General features: G+C 37.1%; 17 protein-coding genes and 1 pseudogene. 11 read left to right on the top strand and 7 right to left on the bottom strand.

Going from position 1 to position 24,364, the window contains the following annotated elements:
* Positions 1–78 precede the first annotated feature (78 nt).
* The 7 genes and pseudogenes from ABFC98_00635 to ABFC98_00605 form a co-directional block, all read right to left on the bottom strand.
* On the bottom strand, positions 79–807 hold the full coding sequence (locus tag ABFC98_00635) for a hypothetical protein (protein MEN6444532.1): 729 nt from the start codon (positions 805–807) through the stop codon (positions 79–81).
* A 226-nt stretch (positions 808–1,033) separates the two neighbouring features.
* On the bottom strand, positions 1,034–1,714 hold the full coding sequence (locus ABFC98_00630) for a hypothetical protein (GenBank protein ID MEN6444531.1): 681 nt from the start codon (positions 1,712–1,714) through the stop codon (positions 1,034–1,036).
* Positions 1,715–1,834: 120 nt separating this feature from the next.
* Positions 1,835–1,993, bottom strand: a pseudogene (locus ABFC98_00625) (helix-turn-helix domain-containing protein).
* Positions 1,994–2,014: 21 nt separating this feature from the next.
* The gene (locus ABFC98_00620) at positions 2,015–2,152 is read right to left on the bottom strand and encodes a hypothetical protein (protein MEN6444530.1); all 138 of its coding nucleotides are present in this window, start codon (positions 2,150–2,152) and stop codon (positions 2,015–2,017) included.
* Between the two features lie 98 nt (positions 2,153–2,250).
* Positions 2,251–5,901, bottom strand: coding sequence for a hypothetical protein (locus tag ABFC98_00615; protein MEN6444529.1), 3,651 nt, complete (start codon positions 5,899–5,901; stop codon positions 2,251–2,253).
* A 324-nt stretch (positions 5,902–6,225) separates the two neighbouring features.
* Positions 6,226–7,290, bottom strand: coding sequence for an XRE family transcriptional regulator (locus ABFC98_00610; GenBank protein MEN6444528.1), 1,065 nt, complete (start codon positions 7,288–7,290; stop codon positions 6,226–6,228).
* A 225-nt stretch (positions 7,291–7,515) separates the two neighbouring features.
* The gene (locus tag ABFC98_00605) at positions 7,516–7,959 is read right to left on the bottom strand and encodes a hypothetical protein (protein MEN6444527.1); all 444 of its coding nucleotides are present in this window, start codon (positions 7,957–7,959) and stop codon (positions 7,516–7,518) included.
* Between the two features lie 391 nt (positions 7,960–8,350).
* Here ABFC98_00605 and ABFC98_00600 point away from each other — a divergent pair, with 391 nt between their 5' ends.
* The 11 genes from ABFC98_00600 (at position 8,351) to lgt (ending at position 24,159) form a co-directional block, all read left to right on the top strand.
* Positions 8,351–9,532, top strand: coding sequence for an aspartate kinase (locus ABFC98_00600; protein MEN6444526.1), 1,182 nt, complete (start codon positions 8,351–8,353; stop codon positions 9,530–9,532).
* Positions 9,529–11,619 (top strand): methionine--tRNA ligase, encoded by a 2,091-nt coding sequence (gene metG / locus ABFC98_00595; GenBank protein MEN6444525.1) that lies wholly within the window; start codon positions 9,529–9,531, stop codon positions 11,617–11,619. The genes ABFC98_00600 and metG overlap by 4 nt, the downstream gene beginning before the upstream one ends.
* Positions 11,620–11,631: 12 nt before the next feature.
* Positions 11,632–13,125, top strand: coding sequence for a SpoIID/LytB domain-containing protein (locus tag ABFC98_00590; GenBank protein MEN6444524.1), 1,494 nt, complete (start codon positions 11,632–11,634; stop codon positions 13,123–13,125).
* A complete protein-coding gene (gene hslO, locus ABFC98_00585) occupies positions 13,118–13,999 on the top strand; it encodes an Hsp33 family molecular chaperone HslO (GenBank protein MEN6444523.1) in 882 nt (293 codons plus the stop codon). Before ABFC98_00590 ends, hslO begins: the two co-directional genes overlap by 8 nt.
* Positions 13,996–16,659: a CRTAC1 family protein gene (locus ABFC98_00580; GenBank protein ID MEN6444522.1), complete on the top strand. Its 2,664-nt coding sequence runs from the start codon at positions 13,996–13,998 to the stop codon at positions 16,657–16,659. The genes hslO and ABFC98_00580 overlap by 4 nt, the downstream gene beginning before the upstream one ends.
* 3 nt (positions 16,660–16,662) lie before the next feature.
* On the top strand, positions 16,663–17,904 hold the full coding sequence (locus ABFC98_00575) for an amidohydrolase family protein (protein ID MEN6444521.1): 1,242 nt from the start codon (positions 16,663–16,665) through the stop codon (positions 17,902–17,904).
* Positions 17,905–19,092: 1,188 nt separating this feature from the next.
* Positions 19,093–20,052 carry a GDP-mannose 4,6-dehydratase gene (locus tag ABFC98_00570; protein MEN6444520.1) on the top strand — a complete coding sequence of 320 codons (960 nt, stop codon included), beginning with the start codon at positions 19,093–19,095 and terminating at the stop codon, positions 20,050–20,052.
* The gene (locus ABFC98_00565) at positions 20,042–21,415 is read left to right on the top strand and encodes an SLBB domain-containing protein (protein ID MEN6444519.1); all 1,374 of its coding nucleotides are present in this window, start codon (positions 20,042–20,044) and stop codon (positions 21,413–21,415) included. Before ABFC98_00570 ends, ABFC98_00565 begins: the two co-directional genes overlap by 11 nt.
* A gap of 15 nt (positions 21,416–21,430) precedes the next feature.
* Complete coding sequence (locus ABFC98_00560) at positions 21,431–22,537, top strand: DegT/DnrJ/EryC1/StrS family aminotransferase (GenBank protein ID MEN6444518.1); 1,107 nt, start codon at positions 21,431–21,433, stop codon at positions 22,535–22,537.
* A 12-nt stretch (positions 22,538–22,549) separates the two neighbouring features.
* Positions 22,550–23,335: an electron transfer flavoprotein subunit beta/FixA family protein gene (locus tag ABFC98_00555; GenBank protein ID MEN6444517.1), complete on the top strand. Its 786-nt coding sequence runs from the start codon at positions 22,550–22,552 to the stop codon at positions 23,333–23,335.
* Positions 23,332–24,159: a prolipoprotein diacylglyceryl transferase gene (gene lgt, locus ABFC98_00550; GenBank protein MEN6444516.1), complete on the top strand. Its 828-nt coding sequence runs from the start codon at positions 23,332–23,334 to the stop codon at positions 24,157–24,159. The genes ABFC98_00555 and lgt overlap by 4 nt, the downstream gene beginning before the upstream one ends.
* Positions 24,160–24,364 lie beyond the last annotated feature (205 nt).

Below are 24,364 nucleotides of genomic sequence, written 5' to 3'. Positions count from 1 at the left end.
CCTTATTCGGGAATTTGCAAAGGGAACATCATGAATTATGGGCTTTTGTATTTTCTAATCGTGCTCTCTATTGTTATTCTACTTAATCAAAACAGACCAGCTATTATTATCTCTGATTTCCAGCTGCTTTCTTTCTACACGGTAAATAAAATCCATCAAGCTATAATTTCGTTTTTGTAGGTTATCCTTGGAGATACTTTGATATATCACCAAGCGAGGCGACAAGCATACAACAGCGATCGTCAAACTCTCAGAGTGAATATTGTTTATATCCAAACTCCTTAGGTCTTGCTGTAGTTTTACGAGAAGCCCTTTCCTTTTTTTAGTTGATGCTGTCAAAGTGCCGTTATTCATACTCTTCAATAAATGGTAGTAAAGATTATTTCCTGACTCTCTTGTAGTTTTGTATAGATCGAAATAGTACGATGGTTCCATATTATGCGCTTTGAATTCGATACATACTTCTCGTACGATCTCACTATTTTCAATGGAATACAAGCATAAGTCTAGATTTCCAGATATTTCTTTACTCCCAGTCTTTCTGTATTTGTACATTGTGGGAGTTTCAATTGAATACACATACTCGGAACCCTTTACTACTTCAATAAAACACTGACGTAACTCCTGTTCGCTAACTCTTTTAACCTTATCTTTTTTGGGTTGTTTCTGAAGGGGGAAAATCATTTTATTGCCATTTTCAGGTTTCGTGTTTTCACACTCGCTACCTAGGTCGAACAACATTTCCGCCGCGACTCTAATATATGTTTCTAACCCATGTCCCTTTTGATGATCGTCGGTGATGTTCATTAGCTTTTACTCTTTCCTTTATACTTAGATGTTTCATAATATGCTTTAAGAACTATGGCATGTTGCTGGTTATATTTAATTGAGTCCCAAATGTTGGTGTAAATTCCAACTCATTATTTCTCAGGTTCTTTAAATGCATCTAATATTACTCCTTACTCCCAATTTATGTTATAAAAAACAAATGATGTCACTATTTTCATTTTGTTAATTTCCGTCAAGTTTTTTCTCATAGGGGAGTTGGTGGTAAAGATAAAAAATATTCCCCCTTATTATCCTTTCCAATCAGCTGTATATATTTGTCAACCAAAATTGGAGGAATGACAGGAAGAGGTTTCTTAGTATTCAATTCTGATTGGAAGATTTGTTCAGGATTTTGATTATTTCTACCTCTATTATTTCTAAAGGAATTGAACTTGACTTGGTAAGCGAAGGTTTTAGCCAAGAGATCAATTTCACTATTTGGTTTTTCGGAAAGAAAGAATTCTTCTTCAATAAGGTTATGAAAGAATTCTACATCACTATTCCAAGTAGGTCTGCGGTAGGGAATAAGAAAATGAGTTGCTTGATATTTTTCTTTAACTATTTTTTCAAATAGAGTTACTTTTCGGTCAGTAGGATTAGTGAATTCTTTTCCATTATCAGTTTGGATAACAATAGATTGGGGATCTATGCCATAGTATTGAAGAAAAGAAAGTAGATAATCGACAAACAGGGCTGTAGCCGTAGAAGATTTTTCATGGGTATAAGCAAGATAAATAGCACCTGTTTTATAGTCCCTGGCAGAGATAAGATATTTAGGGAAATAATGTTCCCATCTCCAGATTTCGTATTCAGGAATATCGGTCAGATATTTTATATCTATTGGGAACCGGCTAAATACTTTCTTTTGTTTTCGTACTTCTTGCATATCTTTATGTTTCTTATATTTTTTTCTTTTAGGTAAAACCAGGCCAGCATCTTTAATTACTCTATGGATAGAGACATACGAGAAGTTGAGTTCCAGTAATTCTTTGATTCTTCTATCATTTCAACTTGGGTGAGCTTTGAGACATTCAATAATCTGCAGTTCTATTTCTTTATCAATCTTGATTAGGCAGTGTGTTTTTTTACGGGAAAGATCATTCAAACCATCCTCCTTATATTGTTGGTATCGCTTTACCCATTTACGCACTGTTTTAACCGTTGTCTGATAATGTCGATCGCAGGGTTAGATTTCATATTTTAGAGCATCTTGAACCATCTGCGTACAATAGGTCTTAACATCTTGACTACCAATAAGTTCTTTGTTTTCCATATAGGTATTCATAACGGTTGCATTCTCTCTACCTGTTTCAATAACTCCCATTTTTCTATTTTTTCTTTTACCTGTTTTTGGTTAGTGCCATTTATTATCTCTGGTAGGGGGGGGTACTTATACCCTTTACTAGCCATATTTAGGGGGAGTTAGCTTTTCTTTCTTATACCAACATCATACCAAAGCTCAAGGGTTCTTCTTGCAATGTCATTGATATCTCGGTTTGAATTTAGTAAAGGACCTATTATACTTTCAGCTTGTTGTTTAGTAACAAGACCGTTTAAATCTTGTAACTGCGATATCTCGCTTGTATCTAAAGGCAAAGATGACTCATAAATAAGCCTATCTATTGCAGATAGAATCGTTGAGTCATTCCATATAAGATCTAATACTTTTTCCCAACCTGAAAGCCGTTGGGTTTTGAATATCTCTTCTCCAATTATTGCGACATTTGTTTTTTCTCCGTATGTTTGAACAACCGCTTTAATGAGATGTGGTACCATTGCAATCTCTTTGTTTTCTATTGCCAGCGTTAACTCCTTTAGTCCGAGTTTCGGTAACACTTTTCCAACCATGTTTCTATCCTCACTAAAGACAAGAAGTTCATAATCCTTGATAAAAGCCCTCAAGATGTCATTATCAATATTGAGGCAATTACTTAGATACATCTCCAAATAGGTAAGTAATCCTACTTCTCGATTAATCATCTGAGTATGGGGATCTCGCAGGTCGTGATAATCAGTCACAATATCGCCAAGATGAAACCCAGCATATAATCTTGGTGTGATAAATGAGAGAACATCATCAACTCTACCATTATGCTCAAGGTGCTTAAGTAACAGACGTAAATCATACGAGAAAAACCTATCTGGTTCTTCAGAAAGGAGCTGTTTGTACTCATCCAGAAACAATTCCGATGCCTCAGATTCTTTCAAATATAAAGTCGCTAATGCGCAAGTATCAATGTCGTGATTCTCGATAACTGATGGAATCAACAAGTGCATGCTTTGGTACTTATACTTGCCCAACAACAACCAAATGAAACTCCTCTTCTTTAATACTAGATTTTTGTCAAAATATGAAAAAATGGTTGTTAGATGACCCTCACTTAGGTCTATGAGGTCAAGAAAACTCTCAATCTTACTGATGGTATCCAGATTTCTGTGCTTTCTGCTTTCTTCACGAATTTGCTTAGTATCAAGAGTATTACTTGAACTGGATGGTATTTGTTCTTCACAGGACATTTGATTGTAGATTTCAATGATATTCAAAACATCAGCGTCATCAAATAAAATGTATCCGAGCTTATAACTCTCGATAAGGATTTCCAAATGCTCTGCAAATTTAAGACTTCTGTTAAGCATATCTTTTAAATACGGTATATCATTTGGGTTGTCATCTCTTAATACGATGAAGAAAGCGATATAGAATGTTCGCAAGGATTTCAGGATTGGAGTAGCATTGATTACTGATTTACAGAACTGCACTATATCATCTGTTGGAATGGTATAATAAATGAACTGCATAGAAAAGCAGAAGCCATTTTTAAACTCGTTAAAGCTCGTAAAATTATCACATATTGCACTTTCGATTCTTTCTTGTGCTAATCGGTAGCGAACATTTATCGGGATATAATTCCATGGGTTCGGAGTTATTGTTATGTCGAGCGGTATTGCATAATTTTGTTCAGTTTCGTTCAGAACTTCTAAGCTTTGTGATTCCTCCCCCATCATCAATAGTGCTCGTTTAATATTACTTTTCTTAAAGGATACCTTCTCTTCACTATTAAAGTCATCGAGTAACATTTTACATGATGAAGGAGATTTCAGAATTCCATATGATGTAGTTGCTTCCCAAATATCAAATAGTCTGTTGCTCTTATACTTTGCTTCAACTGTTGGTAACAGTGTATTAACTGCATCATCACCAATTATCAATGCACATTTGGAGGCTAGGATTAGATCAGTTTGGCATAAATGCTGAATCACATATATAGCCTCTTCAAGAGTAAATCTTGATAATGATAAGATTATAAGCATCTCTATATCTTTACCATCATCGAAAAGTGAAATCAACTGATCGGGTTTAATTTGGAATGATCCAAAATAGTATGCAAGAATCTGATGTTGGAAAGAACAGATACCATCTACTACATCCATGATTTCAAAATTTGTCAGAAACGCCATGAATTCCTCTCTAGACAAATCTGAACTTATTTTTTTGCAAATTTGCTGTACTTCAGTGAGGTCAATTGAAGAATCACCTGATAGCAGCATATGTTTGGCTATAGTTATGAATGTTTCTGCAATGTCATTAGTGGAATAAGAGTTTGAGACATAACTAATTCTATATTTGTTCCTATTAAATCTGGTTGAGATGTAGAATTCGAGGAGAGACAAAGCGCTTTTTGGAAGTGACATATTCGCCCTGTAGAATTCAATAGTTTTTACGAAAATAAACGGTGAATAGAGAATTTCTGTATCTTTATAGGTCTCTATGTACTTAAAGATCATCTCTTTTGATTCTTCATAATTCATCTTTTGAAGTATACAGATTTCATACATCTGTCTAATGGATAACTGCATTATGCCATAGGAACATACAGACTTACCCATTATGAAATCTGAGTTAAGGGTGTTGTTTCTCTGAGTAATAATTAATGATATGGGATAACTGTCTATCAATATTGATAATTCAGCAAAAAAATTCTTCACCTCACTCTGTGGAAGCTCGTCAATTGCGTCAAATATGAGAAGAAAACTGGCTCCGATTTGATAGAATGATCCGTGAGATAGTCCTAATCTGCGGTTAATTAGATCACATACCTTCCCGAAGTACGATTTGCATTCAATCAAAACAGGAATAGGTCGTTTTGTATCATTCCTATGTAGCTCAATGGCTTTGTTGAAAATGTACGCTGTCGAAATAGTTTTACCATAACCTCCTTTTGCAGTGATTACAAATACAGTACCAGTTTGGAGATTATTCAGAAACTCCTGATATGATATTACTGCCGACTCGCTGACATTATTTTGATCGTACATAGGGTTTGAATGCATCAAATCATTATTAATGTCTTTATATAGCTCTAATTCAATAGTTTGCTTAAGAATACCTGAAATCACGTTCGTAGCATGATCAAAGTATTTATCCTCATCATAATCAGGCCTCGGATTTACTTCGCTTGACATTTTATTAACGATGAAGAAGTTAGAGATGATGTTATCGAAGTCCTTATTATCACCTTTTTTTATCATTCTTTCGATATCATCCTGCTTGCATATCACAATGTTATCCAAGGTGTTAATGAATTTCTGAACAACTTCGAACAATTCGTTATCATAAACGCCAATACTTTGAAGTTTCTTGCGAATATCAATGAAGAGCTTTTCCTTCTTTAAATGATCTTTCGTGTAATTAATTAGCTCTTCTTTTCTTTTGACTTCGTTATCAGAACACCACTTACTATTGGCACCTTTAACACTAAAGAGATAATACTCTTTAATGATTAAATTATAATACTTTGAAGCTAATGCGACCTTGCACAGTTCTTTAGAAATGGTTGAGTAGTCGACTATTGCTTGCATCTTTTTCGATTGTATGCAAATATATTGGTTATCAGTTCCAGAAACTCTTCGTCTAAGATCAAAACCATTATCATGCGTATCTGGAAATGATGTATCACTTATAGTATTAGGGAAAAAATAATCAGAACAAGCAATGATAAAACTATTGAAATCATTATCGTTCATACTTTCCAAAGGGAGTGGAATGCCCTGGTAAAAAGGATGTTTATCCATCAGATCTCTTAAATTGGAATTTATAAAATGGAGTAGTGTATCTACCAGCCAGTGATTTGATTTCTAAATGTTTTTGTAAATTCCAACTCATTGTCTTGCATCTTATTAAGGACAATTTAATATACTCTCCTTTTAATCTCTATATATGGTCTTGAAACCTATTATTAATTCTATTAAATTGCCTTTTTTTGTCAATATCTTTTTTTATCCAATCTATTCGCGCGTTACTAAGTTTGAAGTTTCCAATTTTACACAAATTTTTAAGACTTATCTGTCACTACATTTTTAAAATGGTAGCAGTGTCTAATAAAAATCATTTCAGATTTAGACCCTACCCAGAATTTTGCCTATTTTACCGAATTCATCATTAACAGTTTGTATATCGGATAATAGATAATTACCGGCTTTGGAGATAGATATTTCTCCCTTTCTCCAGGTAAGATAGACCAGTAAACGATAAATAGCTGGGAAATCGTCTATAGTTATATTATATTCATATTCTTTAATCGGTTCTTTCAATCTGGCTATTTCATCTTTGCCGTAATTCAATATATTTGCCTTTACCAGATTATAAACAATGCATTCATAAGAAACATTAAAATACTTTGCCAATTCCCATATTTTATCTGCTGTTATTGTTTCCGAAAAGGAATTATTCCCTACCTTATTCATTAGCAAAGCATACGGGACAGTAAATCTGGAAGCAAATTCATTTGCCTCTTTTTCTTTAGGGTCTCTTGAGCCAAGACGAGAAATAATAAATTCATCCGTATCCAGATGCATCAAAATGTGTCCCAGTTCATGAGCTAAAGAAAAAAAGTTTCTTTCAATTGTGTGCCCTTTATTAATAAAAACACAATAAATGTCATCTCTTCTTATCGTGATTGCTGATAAATTTGTATTTCTAAAAGGAAGAGCAAAGACAGCAATTCTCCATTTTAGCCAAAGAGCTTCAACTAAGTTATTATAATGCACAATAAGCGGAACCTCCAGTTGGGCTTTAATTATGCCAATTTCTTGGTCGGAGATAGTTTTCCCCCGATATTCATTAGGACCTTGGTAATGGATGTCAAAATCGTTTAACTTTGCAATCCTAATATAGTTATCTACTATTTCCTCGAATAAGGCAACTTCTTCCTTTTCTTCTTTTGTTATTCTACCTTTACCACGATAAGCAGAATATGAAATATATTCTTTATCGGTAACAAAGTATTCCAGAGGAACCTTGATAATTTCCGATATTTGCATTAGTGTTTTCAAAGGAACTTGTCTTTTCCCCTGTTCATAATAGGTTATAAGAGCAGGTGTTACATCCAATTTCTGGGCAAGTTCTTTACCAGAAATGTTTAGTCGCTTTCTATACAATTTTATTTTTTCTCCGACATTCATTATTACCTCCTTATCTCATTAACTATAAGTTAATATAATCAAGCTTATGATTTTGGCAAGTGATAATTTATTAACATCACTCAAACCACTCTATCTGTTATCCAAAACGCTTATGGAATCATTACATTAACTGTTTCGTTCAACTTAATACATCAAATTGAACATTGTGAACCCGCTCTACTTTCTAAACCTTTTTTTAAGGAAGCAAGATATGAAAGAATTGGATCAAATCTCTTTGTTTAGATATTGATAACCAGGAACTTTCGTTAGCAAGCCGTCTTCCACCGCTGTTTTTACCGAAAGGCAGGGTAACTGTTGTTCCAGAATTTGCTCTTTAGTAATAGTTTTCAGGTTCACTTGTTCGGGATATTTGGCTTGCATTGCCCACAACATTTTCACAAAAAGGGAATACCAAGAGGGCACTCGCACGCTATCATCCTTATCCCTCAAAAGGTTCAGGAAATTTTTAAAATCGTTACGATACGCTTCCGAAGGGTTAATATCTTTAATTTGTTTGGCTATGGCAGCATATTCCAGGTTTTTTTCCTGGATGGGCATTTGAGGAGCTCTCCGCATTAAAGTCCTTTTCAAGCGGGGATGATAATAATATATCGCACCATCCAGTTTGCCTGAAAATCCCTTTATTCCATCTTTTACAGTTACTTTCATTGTAACCTCCCTATATTTTGATGCCAAGATATTTCCTTGCTTGAAACTGTCAATCACTTCTTTATCATCCCTTAATCACTCCTTAATTATTAACGCTTGATTGAGGTATGATAAAGAAGTAATAAACTTCCAGAAATAAGAGATAATATGGTTTTATCATTATTATGCCTTAGAGAAAATTATTTTGGTAATTTAACCTATAGGATAGCAAAAGGTTAGCCAAGATAATGCAAATTCAAAGAATAGGTTAGAAAATTCGTCCTTTATCAAAGAGTTCACCGGAATCGGGGAAAAAAATATTCTTCACCCTCAAAACCTTTATTTACGGCGTTATCCACTCAAAAAACCTTTTTTTCTTGACAAAGATGATAAATCTGCAAAAAAGAAAGATATGGCAATAATAGTAAAGAAATTCGGCGGAACTTCAGTTGCTAACATTGATTTAATCCGCAACATAGCTCATAAACTTTCCGGTGAATATCACAAGGGAGAGGGTCTGGTATTAGTTGTTTCGGCAATGGCTAAAACAACAGACGAACTTTTTGCTCTTGCTTATGGAATTTCCCAACATCCTTCTCGGCGGGAATTGGATATGTTATTGACGGCAGGTGAACGGATAAGTATGAGTTTATTGTCTTTAGCTTTGATGGAAGAAGGAATTCCTTCCATTTCTTTTACCGGTTCTCAAAGTGGTATTATCACAGATGAAAAGCATGGCAATGCTCGGATTCTGAAAGTAAATGCTTTTCGCATCCAGGAAGAACTGGAAAAAGGCAAAGTTGTTATTGTGGCAGGTTTTCAGGGTGTTAGCATTAGCAAAGAAATAACTACTTTGGGCAGAGGTGGTTCTGATACATCTGCAGTTGCCTTAGCGTGCTATTTAAAGGCAAATAAATGTGAAATTTACACAGATGTGGATGGGATTTTTTCCGCTGATCCGAAACTTGTGACACAGCCAAAATTGCTTAAACAAATAAGCCCACAACTGATGCTAACCCTATGTTACAATGGCTCTAAGGTATTACATCCCCGGGCTGTGGAATATGCTCTTAAATATGGTGTGGAAGTGGAGATAAAATCCTCTTTTACATTTGCCCCGGGCTCACTGATAACCGATAACAAAACAGGAAAAAATGAGGAAGAACAAATGGAAGAAAGAAAGGTAATTGCCATTGCTCATAAAGAGAATTTAACGCGCTACACTTTACCGCTCAACAGCCAAGTGTTAAACACCTTAACTAATTGGAATTATGAAATATATAAGAGTTTTATGAACGAGGGCTTAGTGGAGCTTTTCATAGAAAGCAAATACATAACAGAAATTGACTATTTTCTACAAGAACAAAACATTAAGCCAGTCAAAAAAGAAGGCGATTTTGCCTTTGTAAATCTCGTCGGTTTAGGTGTAGGACACGATCCTGCTTTTTGGTCATCCGTAATGGATAACAGCAAGGAATTCAATATATTACGCAGTTTTAACAATGAACAAAGCATAGAACTTCTATTACCGGAAGAAAATTGTTCTGCAGCGGTAAAAACCCTGCACAAAATTTATATCGAGGACAAACAATGAAATATATAGTTACCAGCGCTTTACCCTACGCCAATGGAAAATTGCATATCGGACATTTAGCCGGAGCTTATTTGCCAGCAGATATTTTTGTTCGCTTTTTGCGTTTGGAAGGTGAGGATGTCATTTATATCTGTGGAACGGATGAACATGGCACTCCGATTTCCATAACTGCTGATAAAGAAGGAATTACGCCACAGGATGTGGTAACTCGTTATCATCAAAGTATTAAAGAGGCATTTGACGGAACTGGAATTGAATTTGACAATTTTAGCGGCACTGCCCGTCCACCTCACTATAAACTTGCCGCGGACTTCTTTTTACAACTACACAAAAATGGCTATATCAAGCCCAAAAACACGCTGCAATTCTATTGTGAAAATGATAAACGCTTTCTACCGGATAGATATGTGGAAGGAATTTGTCCTCGTTGCGGTGCCAGTAATGCCAGAGGTGATCAATGTGATAAATGTGGCCAAATTTATGAAACAACTACTTTGCAGGAACCCAAATGCAAGATTTGTGGCTCCACGCCAGTGATTAAAGAGACCCAACACTGGTTTATACAATTGGATAAATTTCGGGAGCAGCTGAGGTTATGGCTTGCCACAAAAGATTACTGGAAAGAAAATGTGCGAAACTTTATTCTGGGTTTGCTGGAGCAGGGTTTAATTGAACGCTCCATTACGCGAGATTTAATGTGGGGAGTTCCCGTTCCTCTTCCCGAAGCAAAAGGCAAGGTCTTGTATGTTTGGTTCGATGCTCCGATCGGTTATATTTCATCCACAATAGAATGGGCGGAAAAAATCGGTCAGCCGGATAAATGGAAGGAATATTGGCTGAACCCAGAAACACGGCTAATTCATTTTATTGGAAAGGATAACATTATTTTCCATTCTCTAATATGGCCTGCAATGCTGATGGGACAAGATACGAAATATTGCCTTCCTTATGACATTCCTGCCAACGAATTTATGAATCTGGAAGGCGAAAAAATATCTACCAGTAGAAATTGGGCTATTTGGGTGGACGAATTTCTGCAGGACTTTGAGGGTGAATTTTTGCGCTATTATCTGGCAGTGAACGCTCCCGAAAGACAGGATTCCGATTTTAATTTTAAGGACTTTCAAAATAAGATAAATACAGATCTGAATAATACGCTGGGCAATCTGGCTAATAGAGTTTTTGCCTTTGCCAATAAGAACTTTGCAGGAAAAATAACTGCTTGTGCGTTAAGTGAATCGGCTAAAGTGGTAATTGACGAAGCAGATGCCATTTTAAAAGAAATTGAAGAAAGTTATCAGGACTATCAAGTGAAGAAAAACACGCGCCTGATAATGGATATAGCCCGCCTTGGCAACCGCTATTTTGACGAAAATAAACCCTGGGCAATGCTGAAAGAAGATAAACAATCAGTTATGGAAACACTCTATATTTGCGCCAATTTGCTGGCAAAAATATCCGTGGCTTTTTCTCCGATTCTGCCCAAATCTATGCAAAAACTTAGACAAATGATGGGTTTGAACGCTAAATTCGGTTTTGCAGATGCCTATAATTTGCTGGCAGATATTAAGTTAAATGAGGTTCAGCCCCTTTTTAGAAAAATTGAAGATTCAGAAATTGAGGCGCAAATGACCAAATTACATTCCCAAAATAAGTCCGCTACCACTGACAATGAGAAATCGGCAACTCCAAATTGCCTGCCAAATACCAATTCTGTAGAAAAAAAGGCAGAAGTGGCTAAAAGTGAAATTGCTCCTCTTAAAGAATTAATCAGCTATGATGACTTTGCCAAACTGGACTTGCGTTTAGCGAAAGTTTTAGCGGCGGAAAAAGTTCCCGCCACCGATAAACTCTTAAAATTGCAAGTGGATTTAGGGACGGAACAAAGGGAACTAATTGCCGGAATCGCAGTTGATTATGCGCCGGAAGATATCATCGGAAAAACAGTGCTGATGTTGGCAAATCTACAACCCCGGAAAATAAAGGGTGTAAACTCCCAAGGTATGATTTTGGCTGCCAATGCCAACGGCAAATTATTAGTTCTTTTACCTGACGGAGAAGGAATTCCCGGTTCGGTTGTGCAATAAAATAAAAAAATTATGAGAACTCTCTCTCTGCTCTTATTACTTTTGCTTTGCGGTTCTTTGCTTGCAGGAGCTCAAGTTTTGGACGGAGAATTATATCTGGAAATCAATCTGGTTATTTCTCCTTCATTAAATATCAGTTTTCCGAAAGTTACTACACCCATAATTGTTTCTGAAAATGAAGGGCTCATATCTCGCAGTTTTAATTCCGATATCTATATTTCCATAGTAAATCCTACCAAAACGGTTCGTTACGCTATTCTAAATTATTTAGATACTACTTTTTCACCAGAAGAAGAAAAAAATGCCGTTGTAAAGGACATTTTTGTTTGGGAAGAGGGAAGATTAATAAAGAAAAAAGAATTGCAACATTTTCTGCCGGAAAACTTTAATACGGAAGAAGAAGCACAACAATATGCTCTTCTACATAATATCCCCACTCAATATATCAGAGAAATGCCGCTGCTTAATTCCACGGTGCAAATTCAGGATGCAAAGGGTAACATTTATTATATGGAAACGCCCTTAAAAATACATTCGGAAAATGATCTATGCTTTAATGAAGATGGTTTTGGCTATAGTGGGGATTTTATTTTGAAAACCGTGAAAAGGCAGATTGTTTTAAATCAGTTTCTCCCTTTGGAACAATATCTTGCGGGAGTTGTTCCCAATGAAATTGGTGACAATGCACCCTTCGAAGCGCTTAAAGCACAAACGGTTGCTGCCAGAACTCATGCACTTAGTTTACTGTTAAATAACAAACATAAAACGGATGGGTATGATCTGTGCAATTCAACTCACTGCCAAGTTTATAAAGGTAAATATTTGCAGAATGAACAAATTTGGAAGGCAATATCTGAGTGTGCTTACGAGGTCTTGTGTTTAAACGGAAATCTTGCCGAAGCTACTTATCACAGTTGCTGTGGAGGAAAAACAGATGCCTCCAGTATTATTTGGAAAGGAAAACCGGTTGAGCATTTGAATGGCATAATATGTATTGATAATGCTGAAAATTATGATCTTACTAAAGAATCCGAAGCCCGCGAATGGATAAACGAAAAGCTCCCCACGGAAAATATGACTACTTGGGAAAAGGGGGCACTCTCTTGGCATAAATCAATATCTCTTAAACAATTAGCCGATAATGCAGGACTAAATGACATTGATAAAATTGAGATTATCAAAAGGGGAAATTCGGGACGAATAACAGAGCTAAAACTTATTGGCAGCGAGACGGTTACCCTAAATAATGAATATCAAATCCGTCAAATTTTCGGAAATTTGTTATCTTCTTTCTTTTATATTGAGGGTTCTTATGCCACCGAAGATGGAATCGTAACTATTTATCCTCATAAAGAACTGAACTTAAAAGGCAGAGGAGCAGGACATGGAGTTGGAATGTGTCAAGTGGGAGCTTTAAGAAAAGCCAGGGAAGGTTTTAATTACGAAGAAATTTTGCAGTTCTACTACCCCGGAACAACCCTAAATAAGGACTGGCTAAATGAATAAGGATTTTATTTTGCGTGGCACTGCTCACAACGATAGTTTTAGGTTTTTTGCCGTGCAAAGCCCTAATTGTGTTCAAACGGCGCGTGATTTAAATGATCTTTCTCCTTTATCCACATTACTTTTAGGCAGAATGATTTCTGCCTCGGCAATGCTCTCATGGGATTTAAAAGAAGAGGATAGCGAAGTTACTCTTCGGATTGATTCCCTGGGAGATATGGAAGGAGCAATCGTTATTTGCACGCAAAATGGTTATTTAAGAGGGTATGTAAAAAATCCGCACCTCTTTTATGACCACAAAGAAGATAATTTTCTGGTCGGCAAAGCACTCGGAAAAGGGACTTTAACCATTAGCAGAGACACAAAAGGAGCCAGATCATATTTAAGCACTACGGAGCTAATTACCGGAGAAATTGCCGAAGACCTTGCCTACTATTATCAACAATCAGAACAGATACCCACTGCTGTAAATTTAGGTGTGTTAATTGATAAAGAGGCAAAAGTGCGTGCTTCCGGGGGCTTTATCATTCAGCAGATGCCTTTTGCCGATGTAAAAATAGCGGATAAAATTAAAGAAAATTTGGATAGAACTCCCAATATCAGTGATTTAATGGATATGGGTCTCACTCTGAATGATATTCTTGATCGTTTTGTATTTAAAGGGTTAAAGTGGCAAATAAACGAAGAAAAAGAAATTGCCTACCATTGCAATTGCAGCTATGAACTTTTCAGCAAGGCCTTGTTACTTTTGGGAAAAGAGGAACTGCAGACCTTGCAGGAAGGCATCCAGCCCGTATGTCTTTATTGTAATAAGAACTATAATTTCAGCGCTGAAGACATTCAACAATTAATTGCCCAATTAGAGGGGAAAAAATGAAATATATATCTCTATTCATACTCTTGACCGTTTCGCTAAGTTGTTTTGCCATAACTAATGAAGAGATTCGTTTTTTATGTGATAAGGAACAGTTTCAGGTTCTTGCCAAAAGCTATGAAACCATTCAGTCCAAAATTGCCAAAGGTAATGAAGAAGACCTCAAGACGGTGCTCTATTATGCCCATAGAGCATATTTACAAGATATTGCCAAACAATGTCATAAACGCTTGGCAAGAGATTATAAATCTCTGGAAGATGCTTTACAGTGGCTTTTTTTATGTGAAAGCAGCGAAGTGGATTCATTACAGTTTTATACTGACCTGAATTCTATCACCCAGGCATTAACTGACTCTCTGGATCATTATGTTTGGCTGTATTATACCAAAAGATGCACTGAAGCTGAACTATATGACAAAATTGCCACCACTGAAAAGTATAACACGATAATTGAAGCAATGGCAAAGGATTTGATTGATGAAATCAGTATTGAACGCAGTGATTCTCTCGCCCTTCAAAAACTGCAAGAATTTGAAACCAAATATCCTCATTCTCAATATCGTTCGATTGCTTTATACTATAAACTATACAATCTTGCCAACCGCAAAAATTGGACAGGACTGATTGAAGCTTTACCCCCCCTTGCCAATTTAGATCCTACCTCGGCTTACATTACTTCGCTATTTTTGCTTTCTCCCACTTTTAGAAAGGACTTTACGGGGCAGGAAGACCTTTTACAGCTTTCCGCAAAATATCTGGCAAACGCATATTCGGATAGTGAACAAACACTTTTATACGATATTTATTCAGCTGATGACTGGAAAGCAAGGGTTTTGGAGCAAGAGGTGAAACTGCAATATTACCAATTGATTAAGCCCTTTGGTCTTTTTGGCGATGAAACCGAAACTCCGATTTTAAGCAAAAACAGCCAAAAACAATATGATGACCTCCTTAAATTAAGCGCCCAAGTTCATTTTACACATAACGATCGGGGTGAGCAAGCAGAACAAAATTTCTGGATGGCAAAAGTTCTGCTTCTTTCCGGCAAAAAAAATGATAAACAAAAAGCAGCGGAACATTTTACCCAATGTTTGATTTTGGGCTCCCCCCGAAACCGTTATGATAAAGAGTCAATGGCTTTTATGAATAGATTGCGAACTGAACTTAAGATTAAAGAAGAGCCCTTAAAATGGATGCAAAATATCGCCGGATACAAAGGAATTTGCTTCGAAGATATCAGCGATAATGCCAATTTAGCTGGAAAAGGTTACTCGCGAGTTGCTTTAGCTGACTATAATTCGGACGGTTTAATTGATCTTCTCTTTAATGGTAAATACCTATATAAAAACGCAGGCAAATTGCAGTTTACAGAAGTTACGGATAGTGCTGGCTGTAAGGATTTGAACGGCAGCGGAGGCATTTTTGCTGATTTTAACAAAGACGGCTTATTGGATTTTGTTTCCTATAGCCATTCTTCCGATGGTCAAGGTGACCAATTAATGAAAAATATGGATAACACTCGCTTTGTTAATGTCAATGATCGCGCCGGAGACATTGATGATACCTATCCTACCGAAGCCGTCGCCTGGATTGATAATAACCAAACAGGTTACCCTTCGCTTTATGCAGCCAATTATGAAATTTGGCAAAAAAGAAGCGGTTATCCTGATATTTTTTGGGATAACAAGAATGGCTACTTTAATGATAAAAGCTATGAGTACGGCTTTCGGGAACCCTATTACACTGATAAACCGGGTTTATCCGGAAGAGGAGTAGCCCCCGCTGATTTTGACAATGATGGCAAGCAGGAAATTTATGTGACCAACTATCGTTTAAATAGAAACTTCTGTTGGAAACAGCAAGATACTCTCTTTGTAGATGTAGCGGCACTTTATGGCTTGGCTGGAACTTACAAAAACGGTTATTATGGACATAGCATCGGAGCCGATTGGGGCGATTATGACAATGATGGCGACTTGGATTTGTTTGTGGCTAATTTAGCTCACCCCAGATATATCGATATTTCGGATATCAGTATGCTGCTTAGAAATGACGGATTAACCTATAGAGTAGTGGAAAATGACACTATTTACTACTGGCTGTTTACCGATGTAACCAAACAAGCAGGAATAACTTACGATGAATTGCACAGTGATCCTCTCTTTTTTGACGCTGATAATGATGGTTATTTGGATTTATTTATCACTTCGGTTTACGACAACGAGCGTAGCTATTTATATCATAATAAAGGTGATGGAACTTTTGAAGATGTTACTTGGCTGGCTGGAGCCAGAGTTTATAATGGTTGGGGAAATGCCACTGGAGATTTAGATCGCGACGGTTTGCCCGATCTTGTTGCCGGTAGCGGAACTGGAGCTAAAATATTACATAATAAGACGCTTACTAAAAATAAAGCTCTTTATGTTAAGCCCGTTTGGAAAAATGAAAATATTGAATTGGAAAGCCAAGTGAAAAATTTTGCCATAGTTCCCAATAGTCCTGCTTTTGGAACGAGAGTGGAAATAACGCTTAAAAGACCTTTCCATAAGCAAAAGAAACTTATCCGCGAACTTTGCAGTGCCAAAGGAACCGGCTCTCAAAATGCCCCGGAACTGCATTTTGGGATAAATAGAGCCAAAGTAATCGCCATCAAAAAAGTATAACCTATGCCAAATATTCTTACTAACATCATCAATCCCATCTCCCGCGAAGAAATACTGTTTCTGCCGGAACAAGTTATCAGCATTACCGACAGCATTATTTCCGCCATCACTCCTAAACAGAACTTTACAGGAAAAATAGATGAAAACAGGCAAAATGAATATGCTTTGCCTGGATTTATCGATTTACATACGCATTTAAGTCAATATCGCATCAGGGGACTTTTTGAACCGGCACTTCTTCCTTGGCTGCATAAATATGTTTTCCCTGAAGAAGCTCGCTCCCAAGATAATTTCTACGCTGAAAAATTAAGCAGAGAGTTCTTTTCTGCCTTATTACGCGGAGGGACAACCACCGCCATTATTTATACTGCACCTTTTTCTAATGCCTGCAATATCGCTTTTGAAATTGCAGAACTAATTGGCATACGCGCATTTATCGGTATGACTTTGATGGATATGAATTGCCCCGATTCCCTTAAACAGGATGGCTTTAAAGCACTGGAAGAAAGTATTCTCCTCTACGAAAAATGGCACCTTAAAAACCCCAAACTGGAATATATTTTTACACCTCGTTTTGCCCCCACTTGCTCAATAGAGTTGATGAGCGGGGTAGGAAGATTTGCTAAAGAACATAATGCCTGGATTCAAACCCATCTTTCGGAAAATAAAGATGAACTGAAGTTAGTGAAAGATATCTTTGGTTTATCCAGTTATGCGGAAGTTTATGAACAATCGGGTTTACTGACCGAACAGTCCCTTTTAGCGCATTGCATTCATTTACAGGATAATGAATTGCAAATCTTATCCGCCAATAAATGCAAAATTGCTCACTGCCCTGATTCCAATTTTTTCCTGAAAAGCGGAGAATTTCCCTTAGCTAAAATTGAAGAAGCGGAAATAGAATATGGGTTGGGCAGCGATGTAGGAGCTGGAACCACATTAAATATGCTTTTTCACGCTAAAATGATGAATTACCGTCAAAGCCATTATCCGGTTTTTCCTGCTAAAGCCCTCTACCATATAACATTAGGAAACGCAAAATTACTGGGTATGGATAGCCAGATTGGGTCTTTGGAAACAGGTAAAGAGGCAGATATCGTCTTTTTAAGGCCTAAGGAAAATGATTTTCCCATAGCTGATGTCCCTTCTCACATTGTTTTTTGCCCCGATGCTTGGCAGGTGTCAAAAACAATGGTGGCAGGTAAAGAGCTGTGGAATTGCGATTTTCCTGAAGATATGAAGTAAGTATGAATCTGGAGAAAGCCGTAAAAGAATAAGGTGAAACAGGAAGATAATCTCAGGCGCAGAAACAAATATTTTCTTGTCGAACACTAAAATCAGGAGACACTAAATACCTTTGGTAGTGCTACATTCTTCTAATTTGATAATCACTTACCTAATATAATCCCCCTATTTTTGTTTTTTCCCTTACTTGCTGGAAGGTATTTATTTAGCGTTTAACATCCCTTAATCAAGCGTTAACAATTAACGCTTGATTAAGGGTTGATTAACACTTGATTGACGCTTGGAAGTGAGTGAGAAAAGTGGAACTTGCTTCCGCTATGCAGTTTGGACTATAGGAATAAATACTTATGTTTTTTTTCTCTAAGCCGATGCTTGTTTTGACTTACAATTTTGCCATTGCCATCTCTGTAACCACCTCTCGCAAATTATAAACACTGACAGATGAGCTATAATTGGTTTCCCAACTTCAAAATTGTGAGTTAAAACAAGAAAAGAGATCGCTGGCAATTGAGCTAATTCAACTTTTTTTTAACTCTAAACCGAGCTTCAGCTTTAAAAGTATCAGACAACGAATAAAATTTCTTGTTACCTCTTAATCTCGTTGCAATCACAACAAGAATCGGTTTAGAGTCAAAGACACACGATGCTTGTTTTGACTTACAATTTTGCCACTACCATCTCTGTAACCACCTCTCGCAAATTGTAAACACTGACAACCGAGCTATAACTTGTCTCCCAACCTCAAAATTGTGAGTTAAAACAAGAAAAGAGATCGCTGGCGGATGAGCTACTGCAAGATTTTTTTAACTCTAAACCGAGCTTCAGCTTTGGCAGTTGAAGGCAATAAACAATATATTTTGTTACCTCTGCATATAGTTGCAATAACAGGAAGAATCGGTTTAGAGTCAAAAACTACACGCTTTGAAAGTATCAGACAACGAATAAAATTTCTTGTTACCTCTTAATCTCGTTGCACACTCAAGAAGAATCGGTTTAGCTTCAAAAACCAAACAAAACACGAGTCCAACGGAAAAACGAGTTGAATATCAGTAACTTGTAATACCCCAATTTATTTTAATGGGAGTTCTGAACCTACTTTCTCATTGACAAAATACCAACTATCAAATCATTATACCTAATCGTTTGATAATCACATAAAATATGCTTATAATATAATATGGAGAATATATGAGAGTTCTGGTAACAGGTGGGTCCGGTTTTATCGGCTCACATTTGGCAGAAAAGCTATTGGATGAGGGCAACGAGGTTTTTGTTATTGACAACCTATCTACAGGTCGTCTGGAAAATATTGAGTCCTTTAAGGATAAACCAAAATTTCATTTAACGATAGGCAGTGTATTGAATCGCGAGCTATTGGAGAAACTAATAAGTAATGTAGATCAGGTCTATCACTTAGCGGCAGCGGTGGGAGTGAAATACATAATTGAAAATCCGCTACTATCACTGAAAACCAATATAATGGGAACGGATAATGTATTAGAACTTTGTAACAAATATAAAGCCAAAGCGTTGATCGCTTCTACCAGTGAAATTTATGGTAAAAGTGAGCAAGTTCCCTTTGCGGAAACAGATGATCGTTTATTGGGCTCCACTCATATAAGCAGGTGGGGTTACGGTTGTAGTAAGGCAATAGATGAATTTTTAGCTCTGGCATTCTATCGCGAAAAAAAATTACCCGTAGTTATTGTCCGTTGTTTTAATACGGTAGGTCCGCGCCAAACTGGACAATATGGAATGGTGTTACCCAAATTTATAAAAGCTGCGCTGTTAAATCAGCCCCTCGTGATTTACGGAACAGGAGAACAAACTCGTTGTTTTGCAGATGTATCTGATGTGATAGATGCATTTACCAAACTGATGAATACAACTGAATGCGCCGGAGAGATTTTTAATGTGGGAACAACCGAATCCATCTCTATAACTGATCTGGCTAAGAAAGTTAAGGATATGTGCCATAGTAAATCCCGGATTGAATATATGAGTTATGCGGATGCTTTTGAAGAGGGTTTTGAAGATATGATGCATAGGGAACCTGATTTATCTAAAATTAAAGATTTTATCGGTTGGGAACCTAAACTGAAATTGGATGACATCATCACCCGAATGATAGAATATTATGAAAATTAAACTTCTGCTGATCCTGTCCCTTACTTTTTGCCTATTGTTTGCTATTGAACCTGCTCCAGAGCAGCAACAAATATATATTTCCGTCAGTTTGACCGGTTATGTAGAAAATCCTGGCGTATATCAACTAACTCCTCTGAATCGACTTTCTGATCTTCTTGCTCTTAATAGAAATGCTGTAATAGAAGCTATGAAGATAGAACAGCCAGTTCTTGAAGAAACCCCCAAGCCGGCTGAACAATTAAGCCCTCCCAATCCTGAAAAAGAAAAAAGCAAGGACTATGCTCAAAATCAGGGTTTACGCAGTATCAAAATAACCCGTAACGGTAAAACGGAGACCTATGATCTGCTAAAATTTTATCGTCTGGGTGATCTTAGTAATAATCCATTTCTAAAAGATGGCGATTTGGTCTTTGTTCCTGCCATCCAAAATTTTATTTCCATTGAGGGGGGAATTAACCTGCCCGGTGAACTGGAATTTGTGGAGGGCGATAAACTTGGCACCATAGTAGAACTATCTTTGGGCTTTACTTTTGATGCCGATATTGCCAAAATTCAGCTCTACCGCTATAAAGAAAACCGCATTGATTATGATGTCTTAAACTATGATTTAAAAAATAACCCTTCCTTGCTAAACTTTCCGCTCAAAGCTGACGATCGCCTTATCATATCCTGTGATTCAGAAATAAGAACCCGACAAAGAATTAAGATATTCGGTCAGGTAAAAAATCCCGGTGAATATGTTATTGATGCCAATACAACTCTCTATGAAGTTTTGCAACAGGCAGGTGGATTGACCAAGCGCGGCGATGTTAAAACAATGGTCTATTATAACGAAAATGTAAATGCCGATCCTGATCCATATTTCGAAATGTTACTAAATAGAAGTATGGGAGATATGACCCCCCTCGAATATTCCTATCTAAGAACTAATTTATTACAACTGAAAGGAAAATATAGTATAGACCCAGTAAAAATGATGAACAGTGAAGGCAAAGAAGCAAATCCTGTTTTATACAATGGAGATATTATTTACATTCCCGAAAAAATTGATATGGTCTGGGTTAGCGGTCAAGTTAAAAATCCTGGAATGATTCCTTGGATGGAAGGTAAGGACTGGAAGTATTATATTCAGGCAGCAGGTGGATACACTAATAACAGAAGTTCTGGTAAAGATAGAATTATTCGCGGCACAAGTGGAAATTGGGTTAAGCCGAATAAAGAATTATACATCAAACCGGGAGATACTGTTTTTGTGCCTGCTCAATCAGATCGTTCCACTTGGACTGATGTAAAAGATATCGTTACGCTCACTTCTTCCGTCGTTACCATTATACTTGGTATTAGAGCCCTTACTACAAATTAAAGGAGATAAAAAGAAATGAATGTGCCAATGCTGGATCTGAAAGCTCAATATGCACCTATAATAGGAGAAATAAAAGAAGCACTGGATAATGTGATTACTGAACATCAGTATATTATGGGACCTCAAGTAAAATTATTTGAAGACAAAATGGCTAAATACTTAGGAATTAAAAATGCAATCGGTTGTGCTTCCGGAACGGATGCTCTGGTTTTAGCGATAAAAGCGTTGGAAATTGGACAGGGTGATGAAGTTATCACCACTCCTTTCAGTTTTTTTGCCACTGCTTCATCCATTTGGCGTAATAATGCCAGACCTGTTTTTGTAGATATAGACCCTTTAACTTTCAATCTTGATCCTGATAAAATTGAGGCAGCGATAACGGAAAATACTAAAGCAATTTTACCTGTTCATCTATTTGGACAGTGTGCCGATATGGATTCCATAATGGCAATTGCTGCTAAATATAATTTAAAAGTGATTGAAGATAATGCCCAGGGTATTGGTTCCTCTTGGAATGGAAAAATGAGCTGCTCTTTTGGCGATATTGGAACTTTATCCTTTTTCCCTTCCAAGAATTTAGGCGCAATGGGCGATGCAGGAATGTGTTTAACCAATAATGATGATTTGGCTGCCAAATTGCGTCAATTAAGAGTGCATGGCGAAAATCCCAAATACTTTCATAAATGGGTTGGTTTGAACAGCCGTTTAGACACTTTACAGGCAGCTATCTTAAGTGTAAAGCTAAACTATCTGGAAGTATGGAGTGAAGGCAGACGCACCAATGCAGATTACTATAATGCTCACCTAAAAAACATTCCCGGCATCAGAATACCTTCCATTGACTCAAGAGCAGTTAGCATCTACAATCAATATACTCTTGTTTGTGAACAGAGAGATGAACTGATGGCATATCTGCAAGGAAAAGGCATTGGTTGTGCCGTTTATTATCCTCTACCTTTACATTTACAGGAATGTTTTAGCTCTTTGGGTTATCAGAAAGGAGATTTGCCCGTCGCGGAAGAATTAGCCCAAAAAGTTCTTTCCATCCCGATTTACCCTGAGCTCACAAATGAGCAAAAACAATATGTCTGTGAGACCATAACCAGCTTTTATTGCGGTTGAAGGATGTAAAAAATGCACTATATTGTTTGTATTAAACAAGTTCCAGGAACAACTGAGATCCGAATTGACCCCAAAACCAATACTTTGATCAGGGAAGGGGTAGAGAGTATCTTAAATCCTTTTGACGCTTATGCAATTGAAGAAGCAGTGCGTTTGAAAGAAAAAAATGGCGGAACTGTCACTGCTATAAGTATGGGACCAAATCAATGTGAAGTAACTTTGCGAGAAGCGGTTTCCTTGGGCGTGGATAATATTATCTTGCTGTCAGACAGGCGTTTTGCCGGAGCCGATACTTATGCCACAAGTTTAACTTTAGCCGCAGCGATCAAGAAAATTGGAGATTATACTCTTATTCTAACAGGCCAACAGGCAATTGACGGAGATACGGGACAGGTTGGACCAGGCATTGCTTCCCATTTAAATATCCCGCAGACCTGTTTTGTGCGTAAAATTGAATCTTTTGGGGAAAACTCGATGGTAGTGGAACGCTTGCTGGAAGATGGCTTTGACCGTGTGGAAATGCAACTTCCGGCAGTTATTTCCGTAGTGAAAGAAATCAATGTTCCTCGCTTACCTTCCTTACGGGGCAAGAAGAATGCTAAAACAGTTCCACTAACTGTTTGGAATTGTGATGATTTGGGACTGGATGATAAACAAACCGGTTTAAATGGTTCTCCTACCCAAGTGTTAAATATATTTTCCCCTCAGCACTTAAAACAAGTGGAAAAGTTTGAAGGCAGTGGTGACGAGGCAGTGGAATTAATCGCTCAACGCCTTTCTGAACTTACACACAGATGATTACTTTCCCCCAAATAAATCCCGATATCGTTAGCTTTAGCATAGGCAGTTTAAATCTGCATATTCGTTGGTATGGCTTATTCTATGTTTTAAGCTTCATTTTAACCTTCGTCTTATACAAACCGTTTCTGAAATTGCGCAATATCAAGCTCTCCAAAGAACACTATGAATCCATCATTTTTTATCTGATGTTAGGTGTTATATTAGGTGGTCGTATTGGTTATATTCTTTTTTATAACTTGCCCTATTATATCGCTCATCCGATGATGGTTTTTGCTGTTTGGGAAGGAGGAATGAGCTTTCACGGAGGTGCCTTGGGAGTAATAATTGCCGGGTGGATATATTGTCATCGGCATAAGCTGAATTTTTATGCCATGGCTGATGCGGCAATTCCAATAGTAGCTATCGGTTTGGGACTGGGACGCCTCGGAAATTTTATCAATGGCGAATTATGGGGTAAACCGACAGCTTTACCTTGGGGAATGATTTTCCCTGGCTCAGATGGAGTTCCCCGCCATCCTTCTCAGCTTTATGAACTCTTTCTGGAAGGGATAGTAATGTTTGTAATCACATTTTATCTGTTAAAAAAGTTGAAAAAGGATGGACTTGTATTCTGGAGTTTTATTGGTTTATATGGTATTTTCAGGTTTCTGATAGAATTTGTGCGAGAGCCGGATGAGATTGATTTTTACACACAGTTCGGTTTTATTTTCGGTTTTATGAGCATTGGACAATTCTTAAGCTTAATAATGATAATCCTATCTGTTTTGGGATTTTACAAAATCACAACCCGTCATAAAGAAAACCCAAAGCCGGATAAGTAGTGTTTCTTCTAATGCCATAACCACGAGGTTAGCAATGAAAAAAATAGTTCTTGCCCTATTTACGATTGTAGCTATACTTGTTACTGCCTGCGCAGGACCCAAACGAATAAGTGAAGAAGATAAATTACGCCAGGAATTGCAAAAGTGGGAATATTTTAAGAGCCAGGGAGTAATTGAACTTTCCTATAAAGGGTTTACTATCAGG

The sequence above is a fragment of the Candidatus Cloacimonas sp. genome (genome assembly GCA_039680785.1).
Taxonomy (GTDB): domain Bacteria; phylum Cloacimonadota; class Cloacimonadia; order Cloacimonadales; family Cloacimonadaceae; genus Cloacimonas.
The sequence above is the reverse complement of the archived record's forward strand: the minus strand, read 5'-3'. Positions and strand labels throughout refer to the sequence as shown.

Coding starts and splice junctions, on each gene's coding strand:
- ABFC98_00570 (MEN6444520.1), top strand. CDS start 19,093: ATGAGAGTTCTGGTAACAGGTGGGTCCGGTTTTATCGGCTCACATTTG.
- ABFC98_00565 (MEN6444519.1), top strand. CDS start 20,042: ATGAAAATTAAACTTCTGCTGATCCTGTCCCTTACTTTTTGCCTATTG.
- ABFC98_00600 (MEN6444526.1), top strand. CDS start 8,351: ATGGCAATAATAGTAAAGAAATTCGGCGGAACTTCAGTTGCTAACATT.
- ABFC98_00635 (MEN6444532.1), bottom strand. CDS start 807: ATGAACATCACCGACGATCATCAAAAGGGACATGGGTTAGAAACATAT.
- lgt (MEN6444516.1), top strand. CDS start 23,332: ATGATTACTTTCCCCCAAATAAATCCCGATATCGTTAGCTTTAGCATA.
- ABFC98_00560 (MEN6444518.1), top strand. CDS start 21,431: ATGAATGTGCCAATGCTGGATCTGAAAGCTCAATATGCACCTATAATA.
- hslO (MEN6444523.1), top strand. CDS start 13,118: ATGAATAAGGATTTTATTTTGCGTGGCACTGCTCACAACGATAGTTTT.
- ABFC98_00610 (MEN6444528.1), bottom strand. CDS start 7,290: ATGAATGTCGGAGAAAAAATAAAATTGTATAGAAAGCGACTAAACATT.
- ABFC98_00615 (MEN6444529.1), bottom strand. CDS start 5,901: ATGGATAAACATCCTTTTTACCAGGGCATTCCACTCCCTTTGGAAAGT.
- ABFC98_00580 (MEN6444522.1), top strand. CDS start 13,996: ATGAAATATATATCTCTATTCATACTCTTGACCGTTTCGCTAAGTTGT.
- ABFC98_00555 (MEN6444517.1), top strand. CDS start 22,550: ATGCACTATATTGTTTGTATTAAACAAGTTCCAGGAACAACTGAGATC.
- ABFC98_00590 (MEN6444524.1), top strand. CDS start 11,632: ATGAGAACTCTCTCTCTGCTCTTATTACTTTTGCTTTGCGGTTCTTTG.
- ABFC98_00605 (MEN6444527.1), bottom strand. CDS start 7,959: ATGAAAGTAACTGTAAAAGATGGAATAAAGGGATTTTCAGGCAAACTG.
- ABFC98_00575 (MEN6444521.1), top strand. CDS start 16,663: ATGCCAAATATTCTTACTAACATCATCAATCCCATCTCCCGCGAAGAA.
- ABFC98_00630 (MEN6444531.1), bottom strand. CDS start 1,714: ATGCAAGAAGTACGAAAACAAAAGAAAGTATTTAGCCGGTTCCCAATA.
- ABFC98_00620 (MEN6444530.1), bottom strand. CDS start 2,152: ATGGGAGTTATTGAAACAGGTAGAGAGAATGCAACCGTTATGAATACC.
- metG (MEN6444525.1), top strand. CDS start 9,529: ATGAAATATATAGTTACCAGCGCTTTACCCTACGCCAATGGAAAATTG.